Consider the following 15,504-nt stretch of genomic DNA (forward strand, 5'->3'; position numbering starts at 1 on the left):
AACATGCTGATGATCGAATGCCCCTGGTGCGGGCCACGCGCCGAAACCGAATTTTCTTGCGGCGGCGAAGCGGACATTGCGCGTCCGCTCGATACCGAGAAGCTCACCGACAAGGAGTGGGGCGACTACCTGTTCATGCGCAAGAATCCGCGCGGCGTGCATCGTGAGCAGTGGATGCATACGCAAGGCTGCCGCCGCTGGTTCAAGGCGCAGCGCGATACGGTGAGCTACGAGATCCAGGGCTACGAGACGTTCGACCGTCCGCTGCTCAAGATGGATAGCAACGACGGCAAGGCACAAGAGGGCAAGACGCAATGAGCCAGAAAGACCGACTCCCGAATGGCGGGCGCATCAACCGCGCATTGCCGCTTACGTTCACATTCAACGGCCGCCAGTATCAGGGTTATCAGGGTGATACGCTCGCTTCGGCATTGCTCGCCAACGGCTTGCATTTCGTTGCGCGTAGCTGGAAATATCACCGGCCGCGCGGCATCGTTACGGCCGGAGTGGAAGAGCCGAACGCCGTCGTGCAACTGGAAACAGGCGCCTACACGGTGCCGAATGCGCGTGCGACCGAAGTCGAGCTGTATCAGGGGCTCGTCGCGAACAGCGTGAATGCGAAGCCGAGCATCGAGAAAGATCGCATGGCGGTCAATCAGAAGTTCGCACGCTTCATTCCGGCGGGCTTTTACTACAAGACCTTCATGTGGCCACGCAAGTTCTGGCCGAAGTACGAGGAAGTGATCCGCGACGCCGCGGGTCTCGGCAAGGCGCCCGAGCAACTCGACGCCGACCGCTACGACAAGTGCTTTGCACATTGCGACGTGCTGGTCGTGGGCGGCGGGCCGACCGGTCTCGCGGCCGCGCATGCAGCCGCTTTGTCGGGCGCACGCGTGACACTGGTTGACGATCAGCCGGAACTCGGCGGCTCGCTGCTGTCGTGCCGCGCGGAGATCGACGGCAAGCCTGCGTTGCAGTGGGTGCACAAGATTGAAGACGAACTGCGGCAGATGCCCGACGTGAAGATTCTCACGCGCAGCACCGCGTTCGGTTACCAGGACCACAATCTCGTCACGGTGACCCAGCGTTTAACCGATCATCTGCCCGTGTCGCAACGCAAGGGCACGCGCGAACTGATGTGGAAGATCCGCGCAAAACGCGTGATCCTCGCGACCGGCGCGCATGAACGGCCCATCGTGTTCGGCAACAACGATCTGCCGGGCGTGATGCTGGCTTCAGCCGTTTCGACCTATCTGCATCGCTATGCAGTATTGCCGGGCCGCAACGCAGTAGTCTTCACGAACAACGACGACGGCTATCAATGCGCGCTCGACCTGAAAGCGGCCGGCGCGCAGGTGACGGTGATCGATCCGCGCGCAGGTGAATCGAAGGGCACGCTGCCCGCGCTTGCTCGCCGCTACGGCGTGAAGGTGATCGGCGGCGCCGTCATCACCGCGGCGCACGGCAAACTGCGCGTGGCGTCGGTGGATATCGCTTCGTATGCAAACGGCAAGACCGGCGCGAAGCAAAGCGAATTGCCGTGCGATCTGCTCGCGATGTCCGGCGGCTGGAGCCCCGTGCTGCATCTGTTCGCGCAGTCGGGCGGCAAGGCGCACTGGCATAACGAGAAAGCCTGCTTCGTGCCCGGCAAGGCGATGCAGGCGGAGACGAGCGTCGGCGCCTGCAACGGCGATTTCACGCTGGGTCAAGGCATCCGTTTCGCCGTCGATGCAGGCATCGAGGCCGCGCGCGCCGCAGGCCATATCGTCGCCCAGCCGAGCCCGGTTCAGGTCGCCGAAATCAGCGAAGCAAAGCTGGAGCCGCTGTGGCTCGTCGGCGGACGCGAGCTTGCAACGCGCGGGCCCAAGCAGTTCGTGGACTTCCAGAATGACGTGTCAGCTGCGGATATTTTCCTGGCCGCCCGCGAAGGCTTCGAGTCGGTTGAACACGTGAAGCGTTATACGGCGATGGGCTTCGGCACCGACCAGGGCAAGCTCGGCAACATCAACGGTATGGCGATTCTCGCGCAGGCGCTCGGCAAGACGATTCCGGAGACGGGCACCACCACGTTCCGCCCGAACTACACGCCGGTCACGTTCGGCACATTCGCGGGCCGCGAACTCGGCGAGTTTCTCGATCCGGTGCGCAAGACGGCCGTGCATGAATGGCACGTGGAGAACGGCGCTGCTTTCGAGGACGTCGGCAACTGGAAGCGTCCGTGGTATTACCCGAAAGCGGGTGAGGACATGCACGCGGCCGTCGCACGCGAATCGCTCGCAGTGCGTACCAGCGTCGGCATTCTGGATGCATCGACACTCGGCAAGATCGACATTCAGGGTCCCGATTCGGCGAAGCTCCTGAACTGGGTCTACACGAATCCGTGGAGCAAGCTCGAAGTCGGCAAGTGCCGCTATGGACTGATGCTCGACGAAAACGGCATGATTTTCGACGACGGCGTGACTGTGCGCCTCGCCGATCAGCACTACATGATGACGACGACTACGGGCGGCGCGGCGCGCGTGCTGACGTGGCTCGAACGCTGGCTGCAAACGGAATGGCCGGACATGCGCGTGCGTCTTGCGTCGGTCACCGATCACTGGGCGACTTTCGCCGTGGTCGGCCCCAACAGCCGCAAGGTCTTGCAGAAGGTGTGTCACGACATCGACTTCGCGAACGCCGCATTTCCGTTCATGAGCTATCGCGAAGGCACGGTCGCGGGTGCTGCGTCGCGTGTGATGCGCATCAGCTTTTCCGGTGAACTCGCGTATGAAGTGAACGTGCCGGCGAATGTGGGACGCGCGGTGTGGGAAGCGTTGATGGCCGCTGGCGCCGAGTTCGACATCACGCCGTATGGCACCGAAACGATGCACGTGTTGCGTGCGGAGAAGGGCTACATCATCGTGGGTCAGGATACGGACGGCTCGATGACGCCTTACGACCTCGGCATGGGCGGCCTCGTCGCGAAGTCGAAAGACTTCCTGGGCAAGCGTTCGCTGACTCGCTCCGACACGGCGAAGCCGGGGCGCAAGCAACTGGTCGGGCTGCTCTCCGACGATCCGTCGTTCGTGATACCGGAAGGCTCGCAAATTGTCGCCGGTCCGTTCCAGGGCGATACCGCGCCGATGCTCGGCCACGTCACGTCGAGTTACTACAGTCCGATTCTCAAGCGCTCGATTGCGATGGCCGTCGTGAAGGGCGGTCTCGAGAAGATCGGCGAAACGGTCACGGTCCCGCTTTCGAGCGGCAAACAGATTGCAGCGAAGATCACCAGCTCGGTGTTCTACGACAGCGAAGGAGCGCGTCAACATGTGGAATGAAACCAAAACGGCGACGTCGGTCGTGGATCGTGCTGTCGGCAGGCAAACCGGCGTCTGGCAGGAGTCGCCGCTGGTGGGCGTGGATGCGCTGCTGAAAAAGCATCAGGCAACGGCAAGCACGGCATTCAGATTGAGCGAGCGGCCGTTTCTCGAACTCGTGAACGTGCGAGGCGATACGCGCGACGCCGCATTCGTGCAGGCGGTAAAAAATGTGCTCGGTTGCCCGCCGCCGGAAAAAGCCAATACGATTGCGCGCGGCAACGGCTACGAGATGCTCTGGCTCGGACCGGACGAATGGCTCGTGCGCTCGGCCGTCGCGCATGACGCAACGCGCACTGCGCCGTTGCAGGCGAAGCTTGGCGCAGCGTTTGCGGGCGTGTTCGCGTCTGCGGTGGATATCGGCAGCGGCTATACGGTGCTCGAAATCACCGGCGCGCGCGCGCGTGAAGTGCTTTCGCGCGGCTGTCCGCTCGATCTGCATCCCAAGTTGTTCGGCGAAGGGCAGTGTGCGCAAAGCCATTACTTCAAGGCGTCGATGACGCTGGTGCCCACCGGCGCCGACAGTTTCGACATCATCGTGCGTCGCAGCTTTGCCGACTACTTCGTGAAGATCATGCTCGACGCAGCCGAGCCGTTGATGTCGTGACTGCGTTAACGCCGCGAGCGCTGTTCCCGTGGACCGCTCGCGGCTTTCGCGCTGCCCGGCTCACATGACGTCGACCCGTGTCGTCACTGCGCGCCTCACTGAGCGCGCATGCCAGCAAGGCGATGCCGATGCCGCGCTCGCGCTGCTCGATCAGAGCATGCTGCTGCGGCACCGGCGCATCGCGCTGATTCGCTATCTACTCGCACAGCAACTGGGCGCGCCGCTGCAGGCGCGCCACCACGAATACGTTCAGAAAATCGCCGCGCGGCTGAGTGCGGATGCGCTCGCGCGTGTTGCAGGCGCGGCGCGTGCGCGGCTGCGCGCATAGCGTATAGCGCGTAGCGGTTGCCTCGCGCCCGGCCGGCGGCCGATACGGCCTATCAGCGCGACGACCGTTGAACGACGCCCCCGTTCCATCCCGATGACGTATTTCTTCTATGTCGCCGATTTATGTCGGCGTCTACTGAATGTGCTCATCGGAACATCACTCGCGGCCGCGCCGCAATATTCAGGGGATGCCATGCCTACCGCTTCTCAGTCTCGCGCGAGCGCCGCCGCGCGACTCGAACGGCTGCCGTTCTCCGGCTATCACCGGACGATCTTCATCATTATCGCGATTGCGTTCTTCTTCGATTCCGTCGACCTAGGCACGATGACCTTCGTACTCGGTTCGATCAAGACCGAGTTCGGTTTGTCGACGGCGACCGCCGGCCTCGTCGCGAGTGCGAGTTTCTTCGGCATGGTGGGCGGTGCGGCGGTCGCCGGCTTGCTCGCCGATCGCTTCGGGCGCCGGCCGGTGTTTCAATGGAGCATGGTGCTGTGGGGGCTCGCTTCGTATCTGTGTTCGACTGCGCAGAGTGTCGAAGCGCTGATCTTCTATCGGGTGCTGCTGGGCTTCGGCATGGGCATGGAGTTCCCGATTGCGCAAACGCTCCTGTCGGAATTCGTTCCGGCTTCTTCGCGCGGGCGTCTGATCGCGTTAATGGACGGCTTCTGGCCGCTCGGTTTCATCACGGCAGGCGTGGTGTCGTACTTCGTGCTGCCGACCTTCGGCTGGCGAACTGAGTTCGCGTTGCTCGCGATTCCCGCCGTGTTCGTGCTTGTCGTGCGACGCATCGTGCCGGAATCGCCGCGTTGGCTCGAACATCGCGGACGTCTCGGCGACGCCGACAAAATTCTTGCCGACATCGAAGTCAAAGTCATGAAGTCCGCGGGGCTGAGCCACCTGCGCCCGCCGGTCATGCTCGCCGAACCGGTGGCCACCAAAGGCGCCGGCGCGTTTCGCGAGATATGGAGCGCGGCTTACCGGCGTCGCACGGTCATGGTGTGGACGCTGTGGTTCTTTGCGTTGCTCGGCTTTTACGGTCTGACGTCATGGCTCGGCGCGCTGATGCAGCAGGCCGGCTTCGCGGTGACGAAGTCGGTGTTGTACACGGTGCTGATCTCTCTCGGCGGTATTCCGGGTTTTATCTGCGCGGCATGGCTCGTTGAACGCTGGGGACGCAAGCCGACCTGTATCGCGTCGCTTGCGGGCAGTGCGGTAATGGCCTACGTGTACGGGCAAACCGCGCTCCACGCCCAGACGCCCACGTTGCTGATCTGCGCGGGACTTGCAATGCAGTTCTTTCTGTTTGCAATGTGGGCGGTGCTTTACACCTATACGCCGGAACTCTACGGCACCGGCGCGCGCGCCACGGGTTCGGGCTTCGCCTCGGCAATTGGCCGTGTCGGCTCGCTGATCGGGCCGTATGTAGTGGGCGTCGTGTTGCCGGTGTTCGGCCAGGGCGGCGTGTTCTCGCTTGGCGCGATGTGCTTCGTCATCGCAGCCGCCGCCGTGTGGATACTCGGCATCGAAACCCGTGGACTCGCGCTCGAGACGCTTGTGTCGGAAGCCGTGGAGAGCGACGCGCATGGCGTGCTCAGTCCGGCGCGCGAGTAGAAGCGTTCGCCCGCCACGGCGCAGCGGTTGCCTGTCCGCTGCACCGTGGCGGGATTGCGCTTTTCATCGCGCTTCTCATCGCGCTTCTCGTCGCTACTGTGCGCTCGCGACGAGTGCCGACATGATCCGATACGCCGCGCTGACGCGGTCCTCGATGGGGAAGTTTTTGTTGGCAAGCAACACTACGCCTACGCGTTTCTGCGGCACGAAGGCGACGTAGGTGCCGAAACCATTCGTCGAACCGGTCTTGTTGATCCACACATTCTGCTGCGGCGGCAGCGGCGGATCGATCGCAGCGGCCGGTGTCGGGGTGACCGCCATGGCGGGCGCGTTGCCTTCATGCAAGGTGGAGAGCGCGACTGGATACGCGTATTGCTCCCAGATCAGGTCTTGCGTGAGCACGCCGGCCTTGAAGTAGCCAGTATGCGTGGCCGTAATCGCGCGCTGAAGCTTGCTGTCCACGTCGATCAGGTTCATGTTCGCCTGAACGAAACGGACCATGTCCGCGGCGGTGGTTTTTACGCCGTACGCTTCGTCGGCGAGAACGCCGCCTTTCATGCGGACCGGTGCGCCATCTTTCGTATAGCCCTGCGCGTAGTCGGACATTTTCGCCGTGGGAACGTGGATATAGCTGCTTCTCATGCCGAGCGCGGAAAACATGTGCTGCTCGATTAGCGGCGCAAAGTCCTGGCCCATGCTTCTGGCGGTGATCAGACCAAGCGTGCCGATACCGGGATTCGCATACGTGCGGTAAGTGCCGGGCGCGTACGCGGGCTTCCATGCGTTGAAGTACTGCAACAGCTGGGCGTTGTCATGAATGTCGTCGGGTACCTGAAGCGGCAGACCGCCCGGCGTGTGCGTACCCAGGTTCAGAAGGCTCACCTTGCCGAACGCGCTACCTCGCAATGACGGCAAATATTTCTGCGTCTCATCCGACAGCTTCAGTTGACCGTTGAGTTGCGCGTAGGCGGCGAGCGTCGCGGTAAATGTCTTGCTGACCGAACCAATTTCGAATAGCGTGCGCTGCGCGACCGGCTTGCCTGTCTGTAGCGACGCCACGCCATAGTCGAATACATAGGTCTTGCCGTTCGCGATCACGCCGATCGCCATGCCCGGCACATGGTATTTCGCCATCAGCGGTTCGATTGCCGAGTCCACTACGGTTTTGATCGCATGATCGGTGTCGCCGGCTTCGCCGGCTGCATGGCTTGCCGGTGCGATTGCGGTCAGCGCGAAGACGGCGGTCGCCATTACGCTCACGGCTTTTACTTTCATATGCAGCGTTTTCCTTGAATTGTTATCGACAGGTGTGCTGACGCAGCACTATCCGGCTTTCGCGGAGCGCTGACAATCGAGGATAACTTGCGAGAGGGTCAAGAAAAAGTTATGGGCGGCAAGAGCTCGCCGCCCGGACGGAAACCCGGAATCCGGAACCCGGAATCCTGAACGCGGAAGCAGACGGTCGCTCGTTCACGCTTCCTGGCAGGCGCGCCATTCGCGACGAAGTAAGGTGTGTCCACGCGCGCCAACGGTTCGCGCCCACGAATGCGGTCCGCGATCTTCTCCGCCAGCATGATAGTTGGGGCATTGAGATTGCCCGTGGTGATGATCGGCATGATCGACGCATCCACCACGCGCAGCGCTTGCAAGCCGTGCACGCGGCCCTCGTTGTCCACCACGGCCATGTCGTCATAACCCATCTTGCACGAGCAGGAAGGATGAAACGCCGTTTCGGCCCGCGCCCGCACGAAACTGTCGAGCTCGGCGTCTGTGGTCAGTTCGGCGCCCGGATTCAGCTCACGTCCGCGATAACGATCCAGCGCCGGCTGCCGCATGATCTCGCGTGTAATGCGGATGCCGTCGCGGAACTCGCGCCAGTCGAGCGGATCGGCCATGTAGTTGAAGAGAATGCTCGGATGTGCGGCCGGGTCGCGCGATGTGAGCTTTACGCGCCCGCGGCTCGGCGAACGCATCGAGCCGACGTGCGCCTGGAACCCATGCATTTTGATCGCATTCGAGCCGTTGTAATTGATCGCCACCGGCAGAAAGTGATACTGGATGTTGGGCCACAAGTCGTCGTCGCGTGTACGGATGAAGCCGCCCGCTTCAAACTGATTGCTCGCGCCAATGCCCGTGCCGTTGAGCATCCATTCGAGTCCGATGGCCGGCTGGTTCCACCACTGCAACGCAGGGTAGAGCGAGACCGGCTCCTTGCACTCGTACTGAATGTACATCTCCAGATGGTCCTGCAAGTTTTCGCCGACGCCCGGCAGATCGTGAACAACGGGAATGTCGAGTTCACGCAGCCACATGGAGCGACCCACGCCGGAGCGTTGCAACAATTGCGGAGATGCGATCGCGCCGCTGCAGACCAGTACTTCCCGGCGCGCATGGGCATTCACTGTCGCGCCGTTGTGCTGATACGCGACGCCAACCGCACGTTTGCCGGAGAACAGCACACGATCGCTCAACGCATGCGTGACGATGGTCAGGTTCGCGCGTGCTCTCGCGCGATCCAGATAGCCGCGCGCGGTGCTGGCGCGACGGCCGTTGGCCGTGACAGTGCGGTCCATTGGACCAAAGCCTTCCTGCTGATAGCCGTTCAGGTCGTCGGTGCGCGGAAAGCCTGCCTGAACGCCGGCCTCGACCATCGCTGCGAAAAGCGGGTTATTGCCGGGCTTGCTCGTGGTCACGTGCACGGGACCGTCGCCGCCGTGATAGGCGTTCGGGCCTGCGTCGCGTGTTTCGGCTTTGCGAAAATAAGGCAGGCAGTCCAGATAGGTCCAGTTTTCCAGACCGCGCCGCGTGGCCCAACCATCGTAGTCGAGCGCATTGCCGCGGATATAGCACATACCGTTTATCAGCGATGACCCGCCCAGTCCCTTGCCGCGGCCGCACTCCATGCGACGGTTGTTCATATGCGGCTCGGGGTCCGTCTCATACGCCCAGTTGTAGCGGCGCCCTTGCAACGGATAGGCGAGCGCGGCGGGCATCTGCGTGCGGAAATCGAAGCGGTAGTCGGGGCCGCCGGCTTCGAGCAGCAACACCGTGACGTCGGCGTCTTCGGTGAGACGCGACGCCAGCACGTTGCCCGCCGAGCCCGCGCCGACGACGATATAGTCGTATTCGTTCGAAGTCATGGCTGCGCTCCTTAAAACACCGGTTGATACGGACCGAGCTCGACCTGCACGGACTTGATGCGTGTGTAATGCTCGAGCGTGGTAATGCCGTTCTCGCGGCCCACGCCCGATTGTTTATAGCCGCCCACTGGCATCTCGGCCGGCGACTCGCCCCATGTATTGATCCAGCAAATGCCGGCTTCGAGCCGATGAATCACGCGATGCGCGCGCGCCAGATTCTCGGTGACGACACCGGCAGCGAGGCCGTAAGCGGTGCGGTTCGCACGTTCGATGGCTTCGTCTTCGTCGTCGAAAACCAGAATGCTCATGACCGGGCCGAAGATTTCCTCGCGCACGATGCGCATGTCGTCATGGCAGCCAGTGAAGACAGTTGGCTCGACATATTGGCCCTGGCCGAAATGACCTTCGCTCAGGCGCTTGCCGCCCGCGATCAACCGGGCGCCTTCCTGAACGCCGCTATCGATATAGCCGAGCACCTTCTGCAATTGCGCCGCGCTAACGAGCGGGCCGAAATTGGTGCGGGCGTCGCCTGGCGCACCCACGCGGATGCGCTTCACACGCTCCAGCACCAACGCTTCAAACCGTTCGAGCACACTACGTTGCACGAACACGCGTGTGCCGTTCGTGCAGACCTGGCCCGAGCTGAAGAAGTTGGCGCTCATCGCGATGTCGGCGGCGCGTTCGAGATTCGCGTCGTCGAAAACGAGCAGGGGAGATTTCCCACCGAGTTCCATCGTCACTTCTTTCAACGACGATGCGCCCGCCATCGACATCACCTTCTTGCCGGTTTCCACGCCGCCCGTGAACGAGATTTTCTCGATGTCCGGATGCGCGGCGAGCATCGCGCCCACGCGGCCGTCGCCTTGCACGACGTTGAACACGCCGGCCGGCACGCCAGCCTCGGTGTAAATCTCGGCGAGTTTCAAGGCCGACAACGGCGTGACTTCGCTCGGCTTGAAGATCATCGCATTGCCCGCGGCCAGCGCGGGCGCCGACTTCCAGCATGCGATCTGAATCGGATAGTTCCATGCGCCGATGCCCGCGCATACGCCGAGCGGCTCGCGCCGCGTGTACACGAACGACGTCGGCCGCAACGGAATCTGCTGCCCTTCGATCGCGGTGGCAAGGCCCGCGTAATACTCGATCACGTCCGCGCCCGTGACGATGTCCACGGCCTGCGTTTCCGCGATCGGCTTACCTGTGTCGCGCGTTTCGAGTGCGGCGAGTTCGTCGTTGCGCTCGCGCAGAATGTCGACCGCGCGACGCAGAATGCGTGAACGTTGCATGCCCGTGAGCGCGGCCCACTCGCGCTGACCTTCACGAGCGGATTGCACCGCGCGGTCCACGTCCGCGGAACTTGCCTGCTGGACGGTAGCGAGCGTTTCGCCGTTGGCGGGATCGACGGTGTCGAAAGTTTCTCCGCCGGTCGCGTCCACATAGGTGCCGCCGATATAGAGACGTTGCGTTGCGAATACCGCCATGACTTGCTCCTTTGTGAAGATATCGCTGGTTCCTGTCTGGCCGATCTACGCCGATTCGCGCGCCGCCAGCACCAGGTCGATGTATTCGTTTGCCACACGTAGCGCCGCTTTGGTGTCGAACGGTTCGCCCGACAGCGCGCCGCGCAACCACAGTCCGTCGATCAGCGCAGCGAGCCCGCTCGCCGCCCTCCGCGCGGCTGCGCGTGGCATCGCCTTCGCAAAATCGGCGCACAGATTCGAGTTCAGACGCCGCGTATTCACGTATTGCAGCCGACGCAAATGCGGCTTGTGCATGCTCTCCGACCAGAAGGCGAGCCACGTCTTCATGACGGGCGCGCTGGTTTGCTCCGCATCGAAGTTGGCGGCGACTACCGCTCGCAGCCTGGAACGCGGGTCGGCCTTCGCCGCGCGGCGCCGACGTGAAGTGGCCTGCCACAGATCGCGCAGCACGTGCCGCATGGTGGCTTCCAGCAAGCCGTCCTTGTCGCCGAAATAGTGGCTGACAATGCCCGTGGAAATGCTTGCGCGTTGGGCGACAGACGCCAGCGTCGCGCCCGCCAGGCCGGTCTGGTCGATGGTGAGCAACGTGGCGTCGATCAACTGGGCGCGGCGAATTTCGCGCATTCCGAGCTTGGGCATGGTGATGGTGTGAAGATTGGACGACTCGCGGCTGGCGCAGACCGCGTATTCAACCGGCGCATGGTAGGTTTTTTATATTGAACGGTCAATCAATAAAAACAGACGTCTGCGGTCATGTCGGTTACGGCCAAACCCATGTCGCGTTCCATGCAGGTGATTGCTTGCAGCGGGCGCTACGCTCGTTGAACGGCGCGTGGCACACAATCCACGCGTCTCTCACAAGACACGGAGACATTCAATGAGCAGCAATCGCGGCGTCGTATATCTCGGGCAGGGCAAGGTGGAAGTGCAATCGATCGACTATCCGAAGATGGTCGATCCACGTGACCGCGCGATCGGCCATGGCGTAATTCTGAAGGTCGTGAGCACGAATATTTGCGGCTCTGATCAGCATATGGTGCGCGGCCGCACGACCGCCGAGGTGGGCCTCGTGCTCGGCCACGAGATTACCGGCGAGGTGATCGAAGTGGGTCGCGACGTCGAGACGCTGAGCATCGGCGATCTGGTGTCGGTGCCGTTCAACGTGGCTTGCGGACGCTGCCCGACCTGCAAGTCGCAGCACACGGGCGTATGCCTGAACGTCAATCCGTCGCGCGCGGGCGGCGCTTACGGATATGTCGACATGGGTGGCTGGATTGGCGGACAGGCCGAGTACGTGCTGGTGCCGTACGCCGACTTCAACCTGCTGAAATTCCCCGATCGCGCGCAGGCCATGTCGAAGATCCGCGACCTTACCTGTCTTTCCGACATTCTGCCGACCGGTTATCACGGCGCAGTGATGGCGGGCGTGAAGCCGGGTTCGACCGTCTACATTGCAGGCGCGGGGCCGGTCGGCATGGCCGCGGCCGCGTCGGCACGCCTCCTGGGCGCCGCCTGCACGATTGTCGGCGACATGAACGAGGAGCGTCTGGCGCATGCGCGCAAGATGGGCTTCGAGACTGTCGATCTGTCGAAAGATGCGACGCTTGGCGAACAGATCGAACAGATTCTCGGCAAGCCGGAAGTGGATTGCGCGGTGGACTGCGTGGGCTTCGAGGCGCACGGGCATGGAAGCAGCGGCTCGCACGAGGAAGCGCCGGCCACGGTACTGAACTCGCTGATGGAGATCACGCGGGCAGCCGGCGCGATCGGCATTCCGGGCCTTTACGTGACCGACGATCCGGGCGCCGTCGACGCGGCCGCTCGCAAGGGTAGTCTGAGCATCCGCTTCGGACTCGGTTGGGCCAAGTCGCACTCGTTCCATACGGGCCAGACGCCGGTGATGAAGTACAACCACAACCTCATGCAGGCGATCTTGTGGGACCGCTTGCCGATTGCCGACATCGTTAATGTGACCGTGGTGTCGCTCGATCAGGCGCCCGATGGTTACCGTCAATTCGACGGCGGCGCGCCGCGCAAATTCGTTATCGATCCGCACGGCTTGCTGAAGGCGGCGTGAGCATCGCAAGAAGCTAGAGGCTGTCCATAAAGAAACGCGTTGAACGGATCTCCGTTCAACGCGTTTTTCTTTGACGCTGGCGAGTAGGGGCGCTTTTCAGGCCGCCATGACCGGCGCCGAAGACAGCGAAGGCGATTGCTTGCGACGCTCGCGCGTGGGCGCAGTGCCGAATGCGTCGCGATAACTTTTCGAAAAGTGACAGGCGGACTGAAAACCGCAAGCCATCGTGATGTTCATGATCGACATATCGGTTTGCAGCAGCAGTTCGCGCGCGCGTCGCAAACGCAGTGTCAGATAGTAATGCGTGGGCGTCATCCCCAGATGCTCGCGGAAAAGGCGCTGCAACTGTCTTTGCGACATACCGGCGAGTCTTGCCAGTTCCTCGCGTGACAGCGGCTCCTCGATATTGTTCTCCATCAGCGAGATCACTTCGAACAGCGACTTGTTGGCCGAACCGAGTCGCGCGACCAGCGGCATTTTCTGTTGCGCGCTCGTATCGCGCACATGTTCGACGATGAACTGCTCGGCGATCTGCGTTACGCGCGCGGTGCCGACGCGCGGAGCGATCAGGTTCAGCATCATGTCGAGCGGCGCGACACCGCCTGTGCATGTCACACGGTCGCGATCGATCACGAACAGTTCTTTCAGAAAACGCGTGTCGGGGAATTCTTCTTTAAGCGCCGACATGTTCTCCCAGTGAATCGCACAGGCGTAGCCCGCGAGCAAGCCGGCACGCGCGAGCGCATAGGTGCCCGTGCACAGGCTGCCCAGTACACAACCCATGCGGGCGAAACGGCGCAATGCGGACAAATGAGCCGGCGTGGTCGCGTGTTGCACGTCGATGCCGCCGATTACGAACACGATATCCGGCTGGCCGACGCATTCGACGGGACCCGTATCGACCGACAAACCATTGCTTGCCGCCACCGGCCCGCCGTCGGGACTCACGATCGACCAGCGATATAGCGTCTGCCCCGTCAGGTAATTCGCCATGCGCAGTACTTCGATCGCATTCGTGAACGCGATCATCGTGAAGTTCGGAACGGGCATGAAGGCGAAATGCGACAGTGACGCCGTGCGATCGGTGGACATGTGAGGAGTGATTCCTTGGAATCTATAGTGTCGCGTCGCCGTGGGGAGCGGCGACTTCTTCAATTTTGCGTACTAGCGCAACTACCATGCCATCAGGCTAAACCCTTGGTTGTCGATGCCGGTGCGCGGAACGCTCGCGAAACGGCACCAGGAGTGCACACAGCAGCACCACAGCAGCACCACCGACGCTTAAAACCCGCACCTTAACCGCGCATCGCGTTTAGCTGCTGTTCAGAATTCCTTCAGCATCGAACGGTCGTTCGACCTCTGCATGGCCGCGCGAACGACATCTCTCAGGGTACTTACCGAGGCGCCGGTCACGACATTGGCAGGCTCGCGCGGGCGACTTGTCGAAAAAGGTCGCTCATGGCGGAAAAGGCAAAGAACGCGTCTGAATTCATAAATTGACGCGCGATGCAAGCGTCAAGAATAGACGCAATGCAAGCCGGTAGCAGCAGGGCCCAAGCGCCGCACAAGCCAAGCGTCAGCGCGGCTTCCGGGCCTTCCCGTCAACGATTCCACGGACCTTCCATGTCGAACCCGAATCCTTTCTTCGAAGAATCGCTCGCCACGCGCGATCAGGCGGTGCGCGGCGCTATTTTGAAAGAGCTCGAGCGCCAGCAGTCGCAAGTCGAACTGATCGCGTCGGAAAACATCGTGTCACGCGCGGTGCTCGAAGCACAAGGCTCGGTGCTGACCAACAAATATGCGGAAGGTTATCCGGGCAAACGTTATTACGGCGGTTGTGAATACGTCGACGAGATCGAGACCCTTGCGCTCGAACGCATCAAGCAACTGTTCAACGCGAAGTTCGCCAATGTGCAGCCGCATTCCGGCGCGCAGGCGAACGGTGCGGTCATGCTCGCGCTGGTGAAGCCGGGCGACACGGTGCTCGGCATGTCGCTCGACGCGGGCGGGCACCTCACGCACGGCGCGAAGCCGGCAATGTCGGGCAAGTGGTTCAACGCGGTGCAGTACGGTGTGAGCCGCGACACGCTGCTGATCGACTACGAGCAGATCGAAGAACTTGCGCAGCAGCATAAACCCGCGCTGCTGATCGCCGGCTTCTCGGCGTATCCGCGCGCGCTGGATTTCAAGCGGCTGCGTGCGATTGCCGACAGCGTCGGTGCAAAGCTGATGGTGGATATGGCGCACATCGCCGGCGTGATCGCGGCCGGACGTCACGCCAATCCGGTCGAGCATGCGCATGTAGTGACCTCCACTACGCACAAGACCTTGCGCGGTCCGCGCGGCGGCTTTGTGCTGACGAATGACGAAGACATCGCAAAGAAGATCAACTCTGCTGTGTTCCCCGGCTTGCAAGGCGGCCCGCTGATGCACGTGATCGCGGGCAAGGCCGTCGCGTTCGGCGAGGCGTTGCAACCCGGCTTCAAGACCTACATCGACAACGTGCTCGCCAACGCACAGGCGCTCGGCGAAGTGCTGAAGGCGGGTGGCGTGGATCTCGTGACGGGCGGCACCGACAACCATCTTCTGCTGGTCGATTTGCGGCCGAAGGGCCTCAAGGGCAATCAGGTCGAGCAGGCGCTGGAGCGCGCAGGCATTACGTGCAACAAGAACGGCATTCCGTTCGACACGGAAAAGCCGACGATCACCTCGGGCGTGCGCCTCGGCACACCCGCGGGCACGACGCGCGGCTTCGGCGTGAACGAGTTCCGCGACGTGGGCCGCTTGATCGTGGAAGTGCTCGATTCGCTGCGCGACCACCCCGAAGGCCATGCGGCCACCGAACAACGCGTGCGCCGCGAGATCTTCGCGCTGTGCGAACGCTTCCCCATTTACTAAGAACAC

At 62.3% G+C, this 15,504-nt stretch carries 12 protein-coding genes; 7 read left to right on the top strand and 5 right to left on the bottom strand.

The annotated features are described in order from the left end of the window. The first annotated feature begins 3 nt into the window (after positions 1 to 3). From J2W46_RS25545 to J2W46_RS25565, 5 genes are all read left to right on the top strand, one after another. On the top strand, positions 4 to 318 hold the full coding sequence (locus tag J2W46_RS25545; RefSeq protein ID WP_020067488.1) for a sarcosine oxidase subunit delta: 315 nt from the start codon (positions 4 to 6) through the stop codon (positions 316 to 318). Next, positions 315 to 3,317, top strand: coding sequence for a sarcosine oxidase subunit alpha family protein (locus J2W46_RS25550; protein ID WP_310357292.1), 3,003 nt, complete (start codon positions 315 to 317; stop codon positions 3,315 to 3,317). The genes J2W46_RS25545 and J2W46_RS25550 overlap by 4 nt, the downstream gene beginning before the upstream one ends. Continuing rightward, positions 3,307 to 3,963, top strand: a complete 657-nt coding sequence (locus J2W46_RS25555; protein WP_310357294.1) for a sarcosine oxidase subunit gamma — start codon at positions 3,307 to 3,309, stop codon at positions 3,961 to 3,963. Before J2W46_RS25550 ends, J2W46_RS25555 begins: the two co-directional genes overlap by 11 nt. A gap of 64 nt (positions 3,964 to 4,027) precedes the next feature. Then, positions 4,028 to 4,291 carry a hypothetical protein gene (locus tag J2W46_RS25560; RefSeq protein WP_020067491.1) on the top strand — a complete coding sequence of 88 codons (264 nt, stop codon included), beginning with the start codon at positions 4,028 to 4,030 and terminating at the stop codon, positions 4,289 to 4,291. Positions 4,292 to 4,483: 192 nt separating this feature from the next. Next, entirely contained in the window at positions 4,484 to 5,902 is a 1,419-nt protein-coding gene (locus J2W46_RS25565; protein ID WP_027804536.1) for an MFS transporter, read from the top strand. A gap of 93 nt (positions 5,903 to 5,995) precedes the next feature. Here J2W46_RS25565 and ampC read toward each other — a convergent pair whose 3' ends face one another. The 4 genes from ampC to betI all read right to left on the bottom strand — a co-directional run bounded on the left by ampC (position 5,996) and on the right by betI (position 11,162). Then, complete coding sequence (gene ampC, locus J2W46_RS25570; protein WP_310357299.1) at positions 5,996 to 7,177, bottom strand: class C beta-lactamase; 1,182 nt, start codon at positions 7,175 to 7,177, stop codon at positions 5,996 to 5,998. A 98-nt stretch (positions 7,178 to 7,275) separates the two neighbouring features. Next, positions 7,276 to 9,042: a choline dehydrogenase gene (gene betA / locus J2W46_RS25575; protein WP_310357300.1), complete on the bottom strand. Its 1,767-nt coding sequence runs from the start codon at positions 9,040 to 9,042 to the stop codon at positions 7,276 to 7,278. 11 nt (positions 9,043 to 9,053) lie between these two features. Beyond that, entirely contained in the window at positions 9,054 to 10,523 is a 1,470-nt protein-coding gene (betB, locus tag J2W46_RS25580) for a betaine-aldehyde dehydrogenase (protein WP_310357303.1), read from the bottom strand. A gap of 45 nt (positions 10,524 to 10,568) precedes the next feature. After that, positions 10,569 to 11,162, bottom strand: a complete 594-nt coding sequence (gene betI / locus J2W46_RS25585; RefSeq protein WP_020067496.1) for a transcriptional regulator BetI — start codon at positions 11,160 to 11,162, stop codon at positions 10,569 to 10,571. Positions 11,163 to 11,400: 238 nt separating this feature from the next. On the opposite strand from betI, the gene fdhA reads away from it, so the two are divergent. Further along, positions 11,401 to 12,600 carry a formaldehyde dehydrogenase, glutathione-independent gene (gene fdhA, locus J2W46_RS25590; protein WP_310357306.1) on the top strand — a complete coding sequence of 400 codons (1,200 nt, stop codon included), beginning with the start codon at positions 11,401 to 11,403 and terminating at the stop codon, positions 12,598 to 12,600. Between the two features lie 96 nt (positions 12,601 to 12,696). Here fdhA and J2W46_RS25595 read toward each other — a convergent pair whose 3' ends face one another. Then, the gene (locus J2W46_RS25595; RefSeq protein WP_020067498.1) at positions 12,697 to 13,692 is read right to left on the bottom strand and encodes a GlxA family transcriptional regulator; all 996 of its coding nucleotides are present in this window, start codon (positions 13,690 to 13,692) and stop codon (positions 12,697 to 12,699) included. 531 nt (positions 13,693 to 14,223) lie between these two features. Here J2W46_RS25595 and J2W46_RS25600 point away from each other — a divergent pair. Next, the gene (locus tag J2W46_RS25600; RefSeq protein WP_087750785.1) at positions 14,224 to 15,498 is read left to right on the top strand and encodes a serine hydroxymethyltransferase; all 1,275 of its coding nucleotides are present in this window, start codon (positions 14,224 to 14,226) and stop codon (positions 15,496 to 15,498) included. Positions 15,499 to 15,504 lie beyond the last annotated feature (6 nt).

Source organism: Paraburkholderia strydomiana (assembly GCF_031456815.1).
Taxonomy (GTDB): Bacteria; Pseudomonadota; Gammaproteobacteria; order Burkholderiales; family Burkholderiaceae; genus Paraburkholderia; species Paraburkholderia caledonica.